This window comes from Granulicella tundricola MP5ACTX9, assembly GCF_000178975.2.
Taxonomy (GTDB): domain Bacteria; phylum Acidobacteriota; class Terriglobia; order Terriglobales; family Acidobacteriaceae; genus Edaphobacter; species Edaphobacter tundricola.
On record NC_015059.1, the window covers coordinates 23,886 to 40,350 of the forward strand.

At 56.8% G+C, this 16,465-nt stretch carries 14 protein-coding genes; 5 read left to right on the forward strand and 9 right to left on the reverse strand.

The window, feature by feature from the left end; translation table 11 throughout:
* Positions 1-76 precede the first annotated feature (76 nt).
* The 3 genes from ACIX9_RS22390 (at position 77) to ACIX9_RS22400 (ending at position 3,802) form a co-directional block, all read left to right on the forward strand.
* Positions 77-1,285, forward strand: a complete 1,209-nt coding sequence (locus tag ACIX9_RS22390; RefSeq protein ID WP_013573169.1) for an NAD(P)-binding domain-containing protein — start codon at positions 77-79, stop codon at positions 1,283-1,285.
* A gap of 956 nt (positions 1,286-2,241) precedes the next feature.
* Positions 2,242-2,565, forward strand: coding sequence for a helix-turn-helix domain-containing protein (locus ACIX9_RS25205; protein ID WP_083808542.1), 324 nt, complete (start codon positions 2,242-2,244; stop codon positions 2,563-2,565).
* Positions 2,528-3,802 (forward strand): type II toxin-antitoxin system HipA family toxin, encoded by a 1,275-nt coding sequence (locus tag ACIX9_RS22400; RefSeq protein ID WP_083808543.1) that lies wholly within the window; start codon positions 2,528-2,530, stop codon positions 3,800-3,802. The genes ACIX9_RS25205 and ACIX9_RS22400 overlap by 38 nt, the downstream gene beginning before the upstream one ends.
* 943 nt (positions 3,803-4,745) lie before the next feature.
* Here the strand turns inward: ACIX9_RS22400 and mobF are convergent.
* Genes mobF through ACIX9_RS22415 form a run of 3 tightly spaced genes read right to left on the reverse strand, consistent with a single transcriptional unit; the run spans position 4,746 to position 9,110 of the window.
* The gene (gene mobF / locus ACIX9_RS22405; RefSeq protein WP_013573171.1) at positions 4,746-7,781 is read right to left on the reverse strand and encodes a MobF family relaxase; all 3,036 of its coding nucleotides are present in this window, start codon (positions 7,779-7,781) and stop codon (positions 4,746-4,748) included.
* Between the two features lie 16 nt (positions 7,782-7,797).
* A complete protein-coding gene (locus ACIX9_RS22410; RefSeq protein ID WP_013573172.1) occupies positions 7,798-8,733 on the reverse strand; it encodes a hypothetical protein in 936 nt (311 codons plus the stop codon).
* A complete protein-coding gene (locus ACIX9_RS22415; protein WP_198152263.1) occupies positions 8,730-9,110 on the reverse strand; it encodes a hypothetical protein in 381 nt (126 codons plus the stop codon). The genes ACIX9_RS22410 and ACIX9_RS22415 overlap by 4 nt, the downstream gene beginning before the upstream one ends.
* An 889-nt stretch (positions 9,111-9,999) precedes the next feature.
* Between ACIX9_RS22415 and ACIX9_RS26595 the strand changes: the two genes are divergently transcribed.
* Both ACIX9_RS26595 and ACIX9_RS22430 read left to right on the forward strand, forming a co-directional pair.
* Positions 10,000-10,350 (forward strand): hypothetical protein, encoded by a 351-nt coding sequence (locus ACIX9_RS26595; RefSeq protein WP_013573175.1) that lies wholly within the window; start codon positions 10,000-10,002, stop codon positions 10,348-10,350.
* 154 nt (positions 10,351-10,504) lie between these two features.
* Positions 10,505-11,170, forward strand: a complete 666-nt coding sequence (locus tag ACIX9_RS22430) for a hypothetical protein (RefSeq protein WP_013573176.1) — start codon at positions 10,505-10,507, stop codon at positions 11,168-11,170.
* 514 nt (positions 11,171-11,684) lie between these two features.
* Here ACIX9_RS22430 and ACIX9_RS22435 read toward each other — a convergent pair.
* The 6 genes from ACIX9_RS22435 to ACIX9_RS22460 all read right to left on the reverse strand — a co-directional run bounded on the left by ACIX9_RS22435 (position 11,685) and on the right by ACIX9_RS22460 (position 16,165).
* Positions 11,685-12,587, reverse strand: a complete 903-nt coding sequence (locus tag ACIX9_RS22435; RefSeq protein ID WP_013573177.1) for a replication protein RepA — start codon at positions 12,585-12,587, stop codon at positions 11,685-11,687.
* Positions 12,577-12,876 (reverse strand): hypothetical protein, encoded by a 300-nt coding sequence (locus ACIX9_RS22440; protein ID WP_041598231.1) that lies wholly within the window; start codon positions 12,874-12,876, stop codon positions 12,577-12,579. Before ACIX9_RS22440 ends, ACIX9_RS22435 begins: the two co-directional genes overlap by 11 nt.
* Complete coding sequence (locus ACIX9_RS22445; RefSeq protein WP_013573179.1) at positions 12,873-13,334, reverse strand: hypothetical protein; 462 nt, start codon at positions 13,332-13,334, stop codon at positions 12,873-12,875. Before ACIX9_RS22445 ends, ACIX9_RS22440 begins: the two co-directional genes overlap by 4 nt.
* Positions 13,335-13,351: 17 nt before the next feature.
* Positions 13,352-14,095, reverse strand: coding sequence for a recombinase family protein (locus ACIX9_RS22450; RefSeq protein WP_013573180.1), 744 nt, complete (start codon positions 14,093-14,095; stop codon positions 13,352-13,354).
* A 188-nt stretch (positions 14,096-14,283) separates the two neighbouring features.
* Positions 14,284-14,766 carry a hypothetical protein gene (locus ACIX9_RS22455; protein WP_013573181.1) on the reverse strand — a complete coding sequence of 161 codons (483 nt, stop codon included), beginning with the start codon at positions 14,764-14,766 and terminating at the stop codon, positions 14,284-14,286.
* A 439-nt stretch (positions 14,767-15,205) separates the two neighbouring features.
* Positions 15,206-16,165: an IS5 family transposase gene (locus ACIX9_RS22460; RefSeq protein WP_041597230.1), complete on the reverse strand. Its 960-nt coding sequence runs from the start codon at positions 16,163-16,165 to the stop codon at positions 15,206-15,208.
* Positions 16,166-16,465: the final 300 nt, after the last annotated feature.

The following is a 16,465-nucleotide window of genomic DNA, read 5'->3' on the forward strand; positions in this document are numbered from 1 at the left end:
TTGGACATCCGGCAGAAAAGCTGTGTCGTCATGAGGCTTCTAGCTCTAAAATACGCCTTGAGGATATCTACGGGCCATGTCGAATACCATTGGTGTTGCAATAATCGGGGCAGGACCCTACGGCTTGTCTCTTGCAGCCCATTTGCTGGGACGTGGGATCAAGCATCGCATTTACGGAAAGCCAATGGGAATGTGGCAAACCCAAATGCCTGATGGGATGATGCTAAAGTCTGAGGGGTTCGCATCGAGCTTATCGCATCCAGACGGAGCCTTCACGCTAGAAGACTATTGCCAGGAACAGGGCATTCCCTACGCGGATATTGGAATTCCCGTCTCTCGTGACACCTTTGTTTCTTATGGTCTTGAGTTTCAGCGCCGCTTCGCCCATCGCTTGGAACAGACGTTGGTCACCAAGATCGTTCGAGATGGTGCAGGATTTCAGTTAACTTTTGACGATGGTTCAACGAGCATGGCCAGTCAGGTGGTAGTGGCAGTTGGAATCAGCCACTTTCAATACACTCCGCCGGTATTGGCCTCTCTTTCACCCGATCGGCTGTCACACTCATCCCGCCACAATAATCTCAGCCATCTTCGAGACAAGAAAGTCGTCGTCGTTGGCGGGGGCTCGTCAGCTGTAGATATAGCGATTCACCTGGACGCGGTGGGCAGCCATCCAGAGCTCGTCACTCGGCGCTCGGAGATCTCATTTCACAACCCACCAGAGAAAACGAAACGTCCCCTACACCGCAGGATTCGTTATCCGCGCTCTGGATTGGGAGTAGGATGGCCGGCCCGTCTCGCTGAAGATGTACCTCTGCTCTTTCACAAGATGCCAGTCGAGTTCCGTTTCCGAACGGTTCATCAACTTCTTGGTCCCTCCGCCGGCTGGACCACAAAAGAGAAGGTACTTGGCCGAATCCCTGTTCATACTGGCCTCTCTCTCAAGAACGCAGCTGTTGAGAACAATCACGTTCGCCTTACTTTCCAGGAAGGTGACGGTAGCCCCAAAGAGCTAAGTGCGGATCACGTGGTGGCTGGAACCGGCTACAAGACCGATCTGAGAAGACTGCCCTTCATCGACCAAAACCTTTATCAGGACATCTCTTCGGTCGAGGAAAGTCCTATCCTTTCTAAGCATTTTGAGTCCTCGGTGCCTGGGCTCTACTTCGTCGGAGCATCGGCTGCGAACAGCTTTGGCCCTCTGCTCCGATTTGCATGCGGAGCAGAGTTTACCTCGCGACATTTGAGCAAACACCTCTCGTCGAAAGCAGCTCGAATAGCATAGTTGCTTGTAGTCGAGAACCTCGATCTCACAGCCGATGGTTGTGGAGGGCAACTATGTTTTTGCCTCCGATGGCGTCTTAAATAGGCGACTGACCGCGGTAGATATGCAACCTAATGCTGGGCCAAGGTTTGGGCCTCTTCCCGAGCATTCGATTAACCTAAGGATTCGTGCACTATGGCGAGTGATCATCGAACTCAGCCGCTACCAGGAATTACCATCCACGCTGCAACGGAAGCACGCCTTCTGGACTAGGACTGCCGATTGGTCTATTGGTCTAGACCCTTGCACAACTCCTACCGAACTTGGCTGGTTCGATCCTGCTGACATTTCCATATCTAACGCCTCCAACTTGCGTTTCAGGGCGATCTGCTCGATCTCACATCTTCGCTGGTTTAGAAAAAGTTCACAGCTCCTGTAAGCGTTCAACCCTTTCGAGGCTGCTGAACCAAGGCGTACGCAAAACAGTGAATAGGACAGCCCTCATGCAGTTTCTGGAACATGGACTGCGCTACGCTTTTCCAGTCGAACATGGAGCTCTCTCTCATGGCATTCGCTGCCGAGCCACTGAGAAGCGCAATACAGCAACGAAGCGATTCTCCTCCCGTTTGGCGTATGTAGAAGGGACGGTGCGGGGTACTCGCTTGCTCCGCTTTACAAGCGCGCGGCTCTCGCTGCTCTGGCTGATCCGCAGCTTTATGAGCTGCTGAGCCTCGTAGACGCTTTGCGGACGGTCGGGTACGGGAGAGAAAACTTGCCCTAGAGATGCTCACGGAGAGAATCGACCAACGCCGTGGCGAGCTCTTCAACGCTGTTTGATGGGGCTCGCCCGCGTGAGTTCATGACCGAACAATTTGGCGTGGTAGGGAGTAGACATGCGGTCTAAGTCTGGGCTTTCACTGCAGGAGCAAATTATGACGCTTAAATCATATTCCTTCGACTATTATTACCCATGAGTCATGGAAACGATATCCAAATCTTGGGCCAGTACCCTACGCGCGCGGCGGAAATTCCTTGGATTATCGCAGGAGCAAGTGGCTGCGCTAACGGGAAAGGCGCAATCTCAGATTGCCCGGCTTGAAGCTGGGAAAGAAGACCCGCGCTTATCCAGCGTCGTTCAGATGGCCCGAAGCTTGGGGACAGAATTGATCGCCGTTCCCGTACGACTACTGCCTGCAGTGCGTCATCTGCTGGATCAGCATACAGAAGTGAAGAAGCCCACCCCTCTCTCGCGCTTTGTAGGAAATGATCCGGAAGATTTTGATGAGGGTAGCCATGAGTAAACGGCGAAACCTCGCACAACTTTCCGTATGGCTGAATCAAACGCTGGTCGGCTCCCTCACAGAGCTCCCGAATGACAGGAATCTGTTCGTCTTCGATCAAGGGTATGCCGAGAATCCGCAAAGGCCGGTATTAAGTCTTTCCTTTACAGCCGCTGAGGGTCAGCTCATCACCGAACCGGTCACTACCCAAATGAGAGTGCCGCCCTTCTTCAGCAATCTGCTACCGGAGGATGAGTTGCGGCGCTACGTGGCCGAGCGAGTTGGCATGAAGGGTGTCCGCGATTTTCCCCTCCTACAGCTCTTGGGAGAAGACCTGCCAGGTGCAGTGACTGTTCGACCAGAGAGTGAAGGGCCGCCATCAGAAGAGATCGAGCCTCAAGGCCCTGCTAACCCGATTACTGCACAAGACGATAGTCCGCTCCGATTTTCCTTGGCCGGCGTTCAAATGAAGTTTTCTGCCACTGGCTCTCCAGAACGTGGCCTCACGATTCCGGTCGAGGGCAAAGGTGGACATTGGATTCTTAAATTGCCGTCTATTCGCTACCCGCTTGTTCCAGAAAACGAGTATTCGATGATGCAGTTCGCGCAGGCAGTTGGGATTGGTACGGCGGAGACGGGACTCGTTCCAGTCGAGGAAATAGAGGGGCTGCCAGAGGTTTTCAGGAAGCAAATAGCGAATGCGCTTTGGGTAAAGCGCTTTGATCGAATGTCACAGAACAAACGCGTGCACATGGAGGACTTCAACCAGCTTTACGGCCAATTCCCTGAAGAGAAGTACAAAAACTACAGCTACGGCAACATGGCCACCGACTTGGTGCGTGCTGTGGGGCTGCCGGCAGCAGAGGAGTTCATGCGAAGGCTGATCTTCAGTGCGGCTATCGGGAATGCCGATATGCATCTAAAGAACTGGACGCTGCTCTATGCGGACGGGACCACGCCTGAGCTGTCGCCAGCTTACGATCTTCTTTCGACCATCGCTTATATACCAGATTTCACGATGTCTCTCTCCATGGCGAAAGAGAAGGATGTGCGTAAGCTCAACAAAGAGCTTTTGGACCGCTTTGTTGCAAAGATCCCCGCACCAGCGACGCCATTGATCGCAGCCGCCCTGGAGACAGCAGAGAGAATCATGCTGGTATGGCCTTCCATTCGTGACGGACTACCCATGACTGATGATGCAAAAAACAAGGTGACGGAACGCATGCACATCTTCCCACTCACCAAGGGATTTGCCTGACAGGATCGTTACTGTTCTCAGAACGAGACAAACCAGTCTGTCAAGCGCGGTTACTCTGGCAATTCAAATCTTCTCTGGCTCAAATACCGATCCGTTCGACCTCGTCCAGGGATACCTCGTCACTACGACGGTCGTAAAGACCAGTGGTTCGGGAGGATTCGTGGGCTGCCAGCCTCGGCGAAGCTCCAGCTTAAGAGCGTCAAAGGACGCAGGTTCCAAAAGAATATGCATACTGTATGACGCACAGTATAAAAGTGTCAATCGTTTACATGCGGAAAAGATTGCACTCCGCACATTGTCATTTGCGTTGTGCAAAATTTATCTACCCACGACAACCCCAGTTGTCATGGGCAATTTTTCCTAATCTCGTCAACGAGATGGCACACTTTCTTGGCGGCGGATTTCTTCTTATGAGGTTTTAGGGATCGTTCGGAAACTCCGGGGTAACACTTCCTACAGGAAGGTGTGGACCAATCTTGGGTGTGCTTGGATCGACTTTAGAAGCCTCGTCGTAAATCTCTGACTGCCATGGTAGAGCCCAAATTTGGCAGTCCAACCAAAAGCTGAAAGCGAGAAAGCCTTCAGTTTAAGGTGTTGCGCGTGGAAGAAGTAAGGTATGGGTTCGTTCCTCCGATCATCGAGACGTGGTGCTTGGCGCACATCTGTCCCATATCGCCGAAACTTGCGCATCCGTGTTTCTGCTCTGCAGGCTAGGCCGTGGTCACGACGCGTCGGTCCTTTGTCGAGTAGGTACTTCTCAGCGTCGTCAAGAAAATGGCGTACTTCCTCTAAACTCGGCATTGCTCCGCGTCTCCATCTCGTGTTTCTCAGGCAGATCGGGCGCAGCGGGAGCCGGTGCCGGTGTAATCAACCTGAATAGGCCATGTTCCGCGCCTCGTATACGGTTCCGTTGGGACCCAAGGATCGAGTCATATTCGAATCTTTACATCCCAATACCAAACCCATGCCCACCAATGCTGATCTCCCGTTCCGGCTTGATCTCAAGCGAATGGGAGTGCTTCTGACCCCCGGGCATGGCGAAGTCGAGTGCCTGCGTTGTAGTGATCGCCTCACGATGCTGGTTATGGAACGTCCCATTCTGCCCGTCGATATGAAGGTGTCGGCCTGTCTGGATATGCTGGTAAGTCTGCATGGTGCCGCTCTCCCGCTGCCATGCGAACTGCTTGGCCTCATCGGCAGGCAACGCCTCGTTCAGAGGGTTCCAACGGCGCGCGTGCTGCTCCACAAGCTCACGGCCGGTCAGCCGTACCTGCTGCCGCTCCGGTTCCTGCTGAACTTCCGGCACATGGGCGCTCTGGTGCGAGACTTCGCGGCTTAACACCTGCGGCAACTGCTCGCGGTCACTGGTGAAGATCTGGGCGTCCTGCGCACCGCGTGAAACTGCCACGTATGCCATGCGGTTGTTGAGCAGGTCCTTGGCTCCAAGCTCCGTGTCGATGTGGATCAGAACGCGGTCGGCAGTGTGACCCTGGCTGGAATGACTGGTAACGGCGTAGCCGTGGTCCAAGTGAGAATGTTCTCGGGGATCGAGCGAGACGCTCCGGCCGCTGTCCATCTTGAGGGTCATGTGCCCGTCGTCCGTGAAGCCCTGAATGGTCCCAAGCTCACGATTAGCAATCTTCAGGTCATTGGCCGGCGCGGTGAACTGGATGCGGTCGCCCACCGAAAACGCCTTCTCCTGGTCACGGTAGAGAGAAACACCTTGCTGCCGGCGTGGATCGTAGGTCAACTCAGAGCCATCGGCACGCACGATGGTGAGTTGATTGGCGGCGGCATCCACACTCTTCACACGGGCATACTCTCCCTTTTGCAAGCCAGTCTCTTTGGAATTCCGGGAATAGAGCAGCACATCATTGAAGTGGTACCGCTCGGCCCAGGTCCTTTCAGCTCCGGTAAGATCCTGGCGCGGTACCAAAACAACGGTGCGGTGCTCTTCCCTGCCGACAATGTCCGACTTCTGCAACTCATTCCGAATTGCTTGGTTGATCTCGGCGCGGGAGCGGTTATCAGGCGAGACGACCAGCGTGTTCTCCGGCTGGCGTGCGTATTCCTTTGCAATAGCTGCGATGCGCTCAGCTTGGTTTGGCACCTCATGCACCCTGCCCTGCCGCTCCAACCCTTGTACGGCTTCGCCCACCTGCCCCTGGGCAAGCTGCTGGACGACCTGTTTCAATGCGGCATCTCGCTGCCGCACGATCTCGTCCAGCTTAGCCGTTCGCATACCAGCATCCTGTAATTGCGCAAAGGGCCGCCCCGCCTCGACCGCCTCGTGTTGTCGGGTATCGCCCACCAGGAGAACACGGTCGTTCGGGTGCAGACGCGTCACGAAATCGTGCATCTGCTTGGTCGAAGCAAGGGAGCTCTCGTCCAGGATGTAGAACCGCTTCTGGCCGGTATCGGCCTGTTGGCCCTTCGCTAGATGAAGCTGCAGGGTCGATGTCTCGATCCCAGCCTCGCCCAGCTTCTGAGCCGCGCGGCTCGTCGGCGCAAAGCCTTCCACCCGGTAGCCGTTTGCCTCGGCTCCTTCGCGGATGACGGCAAGGGTGGTGGTCTTCCCTGCCCCGGCTACCCCGTCCAAGCCCACAATCTTCTCCTGGCTGGCAAGGATCTGTTCCGCGGCTTTCTGCTGGGCACCGTTCAACTGTGAGTGGCGGCTGAGAAGCTCGGCGCGGGATTTTGCCTCACTCAACTCAGGGCTGTTCTCCAGGGCGAAGTTGCCGTTCTGCATACGGCTGACGATTTCGCGTTCCATGCGAACCATGGCGGCGGTCGTGTACTGCCGACCAGCAGACTTAGGCGCGTGCTCGGCTGTGCGGAACTCCTGTTTATCCTGAGCCCGTCGCTCGAACTCCTGCCGCACCTGGCTGGCACTCGCCTGTCCCATGCTTCGGTTCAACGCAGCCTGGAGGATCACCCGCTCATCCTGAATGGCCGCTCGCTCGAAGGCATGCTCACGGGCGAAGGTCACCGCCTGCTGAGCGACCTTAGGCGCGTCGATCTCCTGGCTACGCTGATTGCTGAACGAACGGGACACTACCCAATCGGCTTGGTGGCCGTACTGGGCTGCGAGGTCCCGATGCCGATGGAGAACGTCAGCAGCTGACTGAATCTCTTTGGAATCTCGGCTCCGATGTGCCACCACCTGGGCGGCACCGGCGCCCTCGCGGCCGATCTCCTTCAGCTCCGTCGTGATCTGGGCGCGGCGGGGACTGGATGCCTCCAGGTACTCCCGGCTGTAGCCCTTGATCTCCGGCTGACCATGCTCTCCACGCTCGATCTCGTAGCCCAATTCCTGCAGACGGGCGGCAAGTTCGGTGCGGTAGACCGCCGTCGCAAACGCCTGGGACTGGAAGAGACCACGCTCCTGGAGCGCGTGCGTGTCGCCGTCTTTGCTCTCCGCGATGTTGAAGACAACGATGTGGGTGTGGAGCTGCGGCGCGGCGTACCCGTCGACCGGCCGGGCAGTGTCGTGCTCGAAGGTTGCCGCTATAAACTTGCCCGTCTTTTCCGGTTCGCGGACGTTGCCCATGCGCGCCTGGGTGTACCGCTCAAACTCGCTCAAGGCGACTTGAACACTCTCCCGGTGCGCTTCACGCACACGCTCATCACCGCCTACCAGTGCAGTTAGCGAGACGGACTTCGGAGCCGAGATGGTCGCATCCCAACCGGCCCGGTGACCAACGGAGGTAACGTCCTTCCCGTAGCGGTTCTCGTACGTCCGCGACGGCTGGTGCCACACCAACTGCTCCTGGGTCATAGGGTGTTCGCCTTCCGTGAGTCGGGCGAAATGCTCCGCTCCGACCTCACCTTTAAGGCCCCACTCGGCTGCAAGTTTGCCCTGCCATTCACTGTGTCCCTGCTGATCCCGGCTCCAGTAGTTCGCCTGCTCCGACACGAACTCCCGTGCGTGATACGTCCTCGCCTGCGGTGCCGAAAGCGCCTTGGACATCGTCATCATCGGGCATCACCTCGGCTCACTCGATCCATTGCGACACATCCCATTTGCGTTCCGGTTCGCCCTGGGCAGGAGGTCTGCCGAAGGGAGAGCTGGGTGGTTTCGAAGCCGGTGGTTGACTAGGCTTTGCCAGGGGAGCGGTCGGTTTCGGACGTCGATCGGGTGTTACCTCTGCCGCCTTCGTCACGCTGAGTGAAGCAGCTTTCGGCTCCGGTTCTTTCGGGGTTGGCGCTTCTGCCGTCACGGTTTCTGACGGTGAAACGGTGACCCTTCGGCTCGCAAAAACTGCCGGCATCGCCACCATCGGCTGCTTCGGAGCAAACCAACTCCGGGCCTGACTCGCAGTCGCCTTCCCCTCTTGAATCATCTGCGTGGTAAACAGCTCTAGGTCCTGGCCGAGGGTGTGCGGAACGTAATGCGGGTCCCAATGCAGACCCCGTTCCCGCGCAAGATTATTCCGCCAACTGTCGAAGAACTTCCAGCACATCCACCCGACCAGAACCAGCTCGAACGGCTGCAGGAAGAGGAACAAAAAGCTGTGCCCTCCAAAGAAGTTTGTCTCCAAGAAGTCCCGGGTCTCCTGCTGTTGGAACGTCCCACCAGCGGTGTATCCAAGCTCGGTCCACCCCTGCGACAGAGCCGGCTTGGAAAGTTCAAACGGAGCGGTTCCTTCCTTGACGGGCACCAGGTCTCCGGGATCCGCGATCTCCCACACTTTGCCCGGCGCTCGCTTCTCAATCCACTCCACATACTCCGGTCCTGAGCCCTGCAACACACCGACGGTGGACTGCAGATAGACGGGCAGGTAGAACCTCTGGACGGGAGAGAACCTCACCTCGACCCAGCCCCAAACCGGCAGCAAAGCCAGCAGGACAAACAGCACGCCCGAGAGCGTTAGGAACACAACAGACCACCACGGGTGGCGCAACGTGAACGGCCGAGAGAGAGCGATCATTTCCCCTCCGTTGCGTCGTGCAAGCGCCGCAGTATCTCGTCGGCTTTGCCCTCCTTCACGTGGTCGGCCTGCCGCACGATATCTCGCACCTGGTCGGGTGAAATCGAGCTTCCTGCAACCGCAGCGAAGAGGTTCACGGTGAGCTGGCGCAATCCCATTAGCTCCGTCAGCAATGTTGGGTCGGGCATTGCCTTCCGGCTTCGCACGGGCCGCTTCAAGTGAGCGACCGCCGCCTCGCGAAGCCACTGCGAACAGGTCTGGCCGGCTGCCTGTGCCGCCTCTTCGACGGCAAGCATCTCGGCGCGCGGCAACCGTGTGGCCAAAGTCTTAGCCTGATTGGAAGGCGTGAGTCTGGCCTCGAACTCGCGTTCGGCCAAGGACTGAGGAATGCGGGGACGGCTCATCGGAAGGAACTCAACCTCGCATAGAACATACGGCGAAACTGATGTGGGCGTCAAGAAATCTGCGTTTAGCTTCTGTAAACATAGCCCCTTTTAGCTTCTCAGAACAGGTGCAGCTCAAAGACACACCCGTTTACAAATGTTTACGCCTGGTTCCACTCGGAACCAGATATGCGCTAAGTTGCTGTTTCATATACGTATACGAACGTAAACGACAAGGTTTGCAACGGGTAACCCTTTGGGGATGACGTGTCTCCGTTATTCCGGTGCGAAGCGCCGTGCCTCTTCGCAACGAAGATCCATCCCGAATAGCACGGCTTCAGTACAGCGATCCTTACCGCTTTGCCTGCTCAAACGCGATGCTCTGTGACGCGGTGAACGCTCTTGCAGGTGCCCGTCTTACAAACCGCTGCCTTGCATTGGCTACAACGCAGGTACTCACCGCGGCGAAAGAATCGCTGGCAGATTGTGCATTCGGCGACCGACCAGGCCGGGGTCTGACGCTGGGGTGAAGATGCGAGCGCATAGGTTTCATGCAATGGCTCTTGTTCGCCAACCGCCGCACGAACATCCTTCAGTTCGGGTGCCGCAAGGATGTCTCTGAGCGAGTTCATCACTTCCTCAAGTGCACTCCTATCGTTTCCGATTGGCTGGCTAGATCCGGGTCAGAGGTGTGGCTGCGCTCTTCAGTGCTCAAGCGGAAGATCTCTGCGAACTTGTCTGGGTACATGGGTGCCATTCTATTGCCAATGGAGCATGCGGCAGCACCACGCGGTATCCAGGGTGAGAGTTACCTGTTGTCCGCCACCCCACCCCCGAAGTTATTCATATTGCATCTTCGCCTTGTATTCGCCTACAGTAAAGCATGGGCGGCGAGAGAGCAAGTAAGACCAGGCAGCGTGAAGCCGGGAAGATTTGCTGCATCTGCAGCCTAACCCTCGACGCACCTCCGTGGGGAACCTATGGGGAGCGGAGGTGCGGAAAGTGCGCGGCGAAGCAGCCCAAACGACGTGTCCTCATGAACTTCATGCTCCGCCAAGGCTGGCACATCAGCTTTCTGGAGGAGGATTGTCAGACGAGCTTGCGGAAGAAACACACCTTCGCCGACGACTCGAAGGTGCTGGAGATGGAGGTCAAGGGTGATGCCAGATTCGACTCTGAGGGGCGAATGATGTTTGAGCGGGGCATATCTCAAGGCGCGGCGGGATATGGCTGAATCTGACAGGGGAGCAGTACGCAAAGCTGAGGTGATGCGGCTACGCGTGCGCTGAGGGCCCAGGTGCGCGCAAGCCGGTTCGGATGCTGGATTGGGGTATTTTGGCAGTCCGGGGGCACAAGTGAACTATCGCGGGCCGTATTAGAGGCCCGTTATGATCGAAGACATCTCTCTTCCGGTGACGCCGACAGCCACCACCTCGGCGATCTCAACCCCCACCCCCACCGTTCTGCCTTCGATGGCGAGCGCAACACCCCAGGAGTCAAGCTCGTTGTCGTGGCGCTCATTCAACTATGGCGGGAAGACGCACACCTTCCCCCAACTGGAACCGGACACCTTTGTGTTCGTCCGGCCCGACTCGAAGGAAGCACCCTCTGAGAAATTCACGGTGGACATCCGCTACACCGATCACTGTTTTACCCGGAGCCCCCGCCCCGGCGAGGAGTACGACCTGTCGCAGGTTTGGTCGATGCGCACCCTCGGCAACGGTGTAAAAAAGGTTAGGCTCTTCTGTCCCATGCGGAATGAACTGTCGAAGCTGCTCCCAGACCTGATTCGCAGCTTCCCGGACAAGAAGCCCCACCACAACAAGGAGAAGCGGAACTTCTTCACGGTCGACACACTGACCTATCAGGGAAATCCGGTGAAGTACGACATCATCTTCAGTGTCCGCAAGTCGGGCAAGGGACGTCTGGAGTTGCTGGTAGAAACGGCTTACGTTGACGAACCGGACTACCCGGCCGCGCCGCTCGATGGCCGCCGCGTTCGCTTCTGGATCATCCTTAACAACACGCTGAAGGGCATCAAAATCCCGAACTAACGTGAGAAAGCCCCCGATGAAGGGGGCTTCTCTTACCTTCGCGCTCCTCTTGGGTATGACCACACTCGTGGAAGCCATTGCTGGCGGGCGGCGACACCACGGCAAGGCCGGTGCGCTTGTCATGTCGCTGTACTTATTATCCCACCACCACCACCACCATGCAACAGTCGAGTCGTCGTAGGAGTGCAACGAAGGTCGTATCATATCGTTCTATTTCAGTTTGAAACGATCGATCTAAAGTCGTTCACTTTTCTAGACCTATCTCCCACAGGACAGATAAATCTACAGGGACTAGCTACAGGTTAACTATAGGCTTCCTTAAAGCAGCGAGAAAGCGCGACCGTTTCATCACATGCTAGCGACCGTTTCATCTCGCAAATCGAGAAACGCTAAGCAATTTAGCGCGACCGTTTCATCTCACTAAAATGCCAGTTTCTTGTGTAAATGAGGTGCCTTCAGAAGTTCCCGTGTCGATTCAGCAACCGTTGCAACTCTGAAGCGCGACCGTTTCATCTCATTCTTTGGATTCGATGGCCGTTTTTGCTGGGTGGACGATGAGGTATTCGTCGGTACTTTCGATCACCAGGGCGGGATAGACCAGCTTGATCTTCTTGATTGCTTCCAATGTCTTAGACCGAAAGTCGCGGGTCCGGGCGTATTCCCCGCCCATCTGGTCATGCAAGCCCTTCCAAGGCACGATGCGGTTTGCCTTGTTCTTGTTCGCGGCGAATACCGTGTAGGTCAGCCACGCGTATAGGTCGAGGGCCAGTGGCGACCGCTTGAGTGCTCGCAGCGCCCGCATGTCTACTGGCACCGGCGAGGCCGTCACCATCTTGAAGAAGTCTTCGCCTAGCTCGATCCAGCTATCCCATAGGCTACGATCTGCAGACGTCTTGAAGGCCCACCAAAACTCCGTCTTCGAGGTCACTGGCATGTAGACGTTCATCTCATGAGCCTCTTCGGCTTGCTCGACATTGATCTGGGCCGTGAAGAGTCTGGTCATCTGCTCTTTCAGCCGCGCCACGTCGCTGCGCTCCCCGCTCCCATTTCGGGGATTCAAGCCGATCTCCCTCATAAAGTCGGGCAGGCTATCGCCCAGCGTAATCCGTCTGCTCTTGGTCCTGGTAGCTTCAGTGACCATCCAGAACAGGAGGAGCCGTGGGATCGAACCGTAGGGGTAGAGCGCCTTATCGTCCTTGCCAATGTGAGGCCGGATCGATAGCGTTACGTTACCGTTCCGACGTCGCCAAATGTTGACGTTGCCTGGGTCCGAATGCGGCAGGGTGCATTGGACCAGGTGCCGTGCCATGTAGACCCGCTCCGCTGCCTCGGGGTTCTGCTTTATATCTACGGCGGCGTCGAGCAACTTGTCGAGGAAGAAACTGCTTTTTGAAGCATCGGGGTCTTTACGTGGCATTACTGCCCTCCTCTTCCTCGGACGTGTTGAAGAGCACTCCTAGGCTCGCCGCCTCGCGCTTGGTGAGCGTGAAGAAACTGGGATAGCCGGCCATGATAGCCTTTAGAGCGTAGTTGGACACATGGGACGCTACACCTGCCACTGCCAGCGAGTGCACTAGGTCGCCCATATCGGTGTACTGACGGCTCTCGCCACGCAATCCCGCAGCATTGCCGTGGACGGCACACATTGCCTTGATAGGGCTGGCACCAGGTCCTTTTTCCAAGGCTAGAATGAGCCGCATCGTCATCCTTGTGCGCCCCCCTTAGATAAGCTGCTCAGGAAGATCCGCAGATCCACAATTCTTCCCTGTCCAAAATCCGCCTCACCCCTCGTCCATCCATCTGCTCCACGATGATCCCGAATGGAAGTAAACGTAGCTTCGAGCAACTCCAACTTTTGTTTTAGATCTGCCTCATCGTCAACAAGCAACTTCAGAAGTCCAGCCGTCTCAAGGACGCCCAGGCTATATGCCTCCAGTTCTGACAGTTCAATGAAGCTTGGATGTCCGCTGTTGACCACCATCAGCGCAAAACCGATCTTCCGTGTTGTCACCAAGGCAAGGTCTAAGGCATCTTCTAACTCGCGCACGTTCGCAAACTGCTTACTACTCCCACGCAGGCCAGTAGGGTCACCTTGGATTGCGCACGAAGCAACAATGCTGTCTTTTATGGGGCCGCTTCGTAGAGCCAATATGATTTGCGTCATCGTTTTACCAATCCCCTTTACGCCGCAACGGTAGTCATACGTTCAGAAACCGGCATCATCTCGATGGGTGGGCGTGGTTTGCGTGAGCCGATCACTCGCATGACCTGCACGGGCGACCAATCGCCGCCACGGGGAGTCTTCTCGCCTCGGGCGTTGAGCTCAGCGGCAATTTGCTGAAGGGTGCCCTTCCCTTCCCCTCGGATCTCCGCGATCACTGGCAGCAACTCGGCACGGGTGGCTGCAGCCTTCGCGCTCCGAACCTTGGCGCTCACTCTCCGGCCGCTTGCCGCGATCACTGCGAACTCCTCGGATGACACGCGGCGCCCTCCCAGCTTAGTCCCACGGGCTTTGGCGGCGGCGAGGGCGGCCTTGGTACGGCTGGAGATGGCCTCCGCCTCGTGCTGGGCAAAGACGGCCATCATGCGAATCATGGTTGGGTTCGCCTCCGGCATGTCCACGGCGAGGAAGTCCACCCCCGACTCCATGAGCCCGGTGATGAAGTGAATGTTGCGCGCCAGTCGGTCGAGCTTGGCGATGACGAGGGTGGCGCGGCGGCGCTTGCATAGGGCGAGGGCCTCAGCGAGGGTGGGCCGGTCATTGCGCTTGCCGCTCTCGATCTCGACTATCTCCCGAACGTGCGTCCACCTCCCGCCATTCAGGAACCCAGCCACGGCGGTCCTCTGCGCTTCCAGGCTCAAACCGCTTACGCCCGGGCAGACGGTCGAAACCCGCAGGTAGCTCACAAAGCTGTCATTTGCCATACTTTCACCTGTGTTGACGTCTGTGTCTACGTTGCTCGGACTTGAACTCCCGAGCGTGATACATCCTTGCCTGGCCGCCGGAGAGGGACTTCGAGATCGTCAGCACTGAAATAGTTTATGTCTGAATTGGGATCCTGCCTCTTCAGATCCGACGTCTCTCCCAAGCGGCGAAAGGCATGGTCAGAAACCTAATCAGCATGGTAGCTATGAGCAATCGACTTGAGTTCGCTGATCTGTTGGTACATGTTCTGTCGGGACTTTTGAATGTTGTGAAGCATCTGCTCGTCTGAGTTCTCGGCTGTGATTGTGTCCAAGATCTCGTCGAAGCTCCTAATGCTATCAAGAGTTTTTGCATACTGATCGCGGTAATCCTTGGGGCACGAGGACACATCCGTATCCAGAAGCACCTCGTAAAATTGCCCAAAGTCCTTCTGCAGTTCTTCTAAAGACGAAGGATTAGAGTTCATGCTGTCGAGAGCGCCCGAGATCGTCTTACCGACTTTTTGTATAGCGGCTCGGTTCTCAGTCTCTAGTCCATTTTGAAAATCGTTGACGGTTTTGTTGACGACTTCGCCGGTTTTTTCCCCATCGCATCCGCTGAGCAACACGCCCGCGAGAGATGAACCGATAACGATCGACAACAGAGCTAATTTACGAAGAGAGATCAGCATGGTACGTTCCTCTTTCTACAGCTTCGTGTGCTCGTTACAGAGCGAATGAGCGTTGCTGCTACCGGCCCCAGGAGAAAATGTCACGCCCCTCGGAAAATCTGAGATTTTCACCCTCGAGCTGAGAGCGGCCGCAGGCGCATGGGCTAAGAGTGATCGGGAAAGGATCTCTGAAGCTTGTGGAAGTGCAGAGCCCGCATCGAGAACAGTGAGTGATTGCCAAATAACACATAGATTCTCCTTAGGATCGGGTGGGAAGTAGGGTCCCGGCAGCGGTTTTCGCCGCCGGGATTGCCTAGGGAGCCTCTGCGCAGGCGGCCGATTTGACGATGTCGGTGTGTGACTTGAGTCGGCGGCCAAGTTTTTCTGCGGTTGGGCCGTGCTTTGCTTGTTCTGGCTGGGGTTTGTGCGGAGTCGAAGACTCATAGCCCGTCTCCCGGCGCTAGGCGGCGGTTCCCGCCAGGTGCTTGCGGTGGAGGTAGAGGTTGATGAGGGCGAAGTTGGCGCATAGCCGGTGATGGTTCTTGGCGATGCCTCTGTAGCGTACCTTGTCGAAGCCGAAGACGCGCTTCAGGATACGGAAGACGTGTTCTACTTTCGCTCTTACTTTTGATTTCGTCGTATTCTTCTTCTTTGCCGCTTCATCGACATAGTTCTTGAACCTGGTTCGCTTGCAGGTCATGTCCTGGGCCTTGGGCGCGGCCTGCCGGATGGCCTTGGTCTGGCCTTGATAGCCGCCGTCGCCCCACACCTTGCGCTCCTCCCCATGTAGCAGATCCGGCAGCATGTGTACGTCGGAGACGTTGGCCGCCGACGTTGCCACTGAGTGCACGTGACCTTCTTTTGCATCAACGCCGATGTGCGCCTTCAGTCCGAAGTACCACTGCTTGCCCTTACGAGTCTGACGCATCGCCGGATCACGCTCTTTCTTCTCGTTCTTGGTCGAAGAAGGCGCATGAATAATGGTCGCATCCACGATCGTGCCGGTCTCGATGCGGATGCCCCTGGCCGCCAGATGCAGGTTCACCGCGTCGAGCATGGCACCGCCAAGGTCATGCTTTTCGAGCAGGTGGCGGAAGCGCAGCACTGTCGTTTCATCCGGTGCCGGAGCCACGCCCAGGTCAACACCAGCGAACCGCCGCAGCGTGAAGGACTCATAAAACGCCTCTTCGACGCCGGGGTCGGACAAGTTGAACCACTGTTGCATAAAGTACGTCCGAAGCATGATCGCAAGCCCGACAGGACGACGGCCGTTGCCGGCCTTCGGGTAGTGCGGTTCGACCAGAGCCTGTAACTCGGGCCACGGAACAACCACTTCCATCTCATCCAAAAACAGCTCCCGCCGAGACTTCCGCCCATACTTCTCAAAGATCGACTGGGACGCAAACGTCTGCTGCTTCATCGCCATCCACCCCTAACCATCAGATTAATCCATCAGGCCGCGGACGCAGAACTTGTGCAGAGTTTCCCTAGGTTGGAGTGGAGTGGCTGTGGCTAGTGCTTGACGACGACGCTCCCTGTCCACGTGCCAGTGCCAAGAACACCGTTGGTATTCGTGGTGACGGTCATCGGTGCCGTGGGAGCGCTGCCGTTAGAAGGAGTGAAGGTGGTACCGCAATTGTCTGTAAACCAGCTCATAGTGTTCTCCTGTGTGCTTCGAATGCGGCATACTTGCGTATGCCAAGAACAGCGTAGGGTCCCG

Excerpts from the sequence above, each read along its gene's own strand:
- ACIX9_RS22390 (WP_013573169.1), top strand. The coding sequence starts at position 77 with ATGTCGAATACCATTGGTGTTGCAATAATCGGGGCAGGACCCTACGGC.
- ACIX9_RS25205 (WP_083808542.1), top strand. The coding sequence starts at position 2,242 with ATGGAAACGATATCCAAATCTTGGGCCAGTACCCTACGCGCGCGGCGG.
- ACIX9_RS22400 (WP_083808543.1), top strand. The coding sequence starts at position 2,528 with ATGATCCGGAAGATTTTGATGAGGGTAGCCATGAGTAAACGGCGAAAC.
- mobF (WP_013573171.1), bottom strand. The coding sequence starts at position 7,781 with ATGATGACGATGTCCAAGGCGCTTTCGGCACCGCAGGCGAGGACGTAT.
- ACIX9_RS22410 (WP_013573172.1), bottom strand. The coding sequence starts at position 8,733 with ATGATCGCTCTCTCTCGGCCGTTCACGTTGCGCCACCCGTGGTGGTCT.
- ACIX9_RS26595 (WP_013573175.1), top strand. The coding sequence starts at position 10,000 with ATGGGCGGCGAGAGAGCAAGTAAGACCAGGCAGCGTGAAGCCGGGAAG.
- ACIX9_RS22430 (WP_013573176.1), top strand. The coding sequence starts at position 10,505 with ATGATCGAAGACATCTCTCTTCCGGTGACGCCGACAGCCACCACCTCG.
- ACIX9_RS22435 (WP_013573177.1), bottom strand. The coding sequence starts at position 12,587 with ATGCCACGTAAAGACCCCGATGCTTCAAAAAGCAGTTTCTTCCTCGAC.
- ACIX9_RS22440 (WP_041598231.1), bottom strand. The coding sequence starts at position 12,876 with ATGACGATGCGGCTCATTCTAGCCTTGGAAAAAGGACCTGGTGCCAGC.
- ACIX9_RS22445 (WP_013573179.1), bottom strand. The coding sequence starts at position 13,334 with ATGACGCAAATCATATTGGCTCTACGAAGCGGCCCCATAAAAGACAGC.
- ACIX9_RS22450 (WP_013573180.1), bottom strand. The coding sequence starts at position 14,095 with ATGGCAAATGACAGCTTTGTGAGCTACCTGCGGGTTTCGACCGTCTGC.
- ACIX9_RS22455 (WP_013573181.1), bottom strand. The coding sequence starts at position 14,766 with ATGCTGATCTCTCTTCGTAAATTAGCTCTGTTGTCGATCGTTATCGGT.
- ACIX9_RS22460 (WP_041597230.1), bottom strand. The coding sequence starts at position 16,165 with ATGAAGCAGCAGACGTTTGCGTCCCAGTCGATCTTTGAGAAGTATGGG.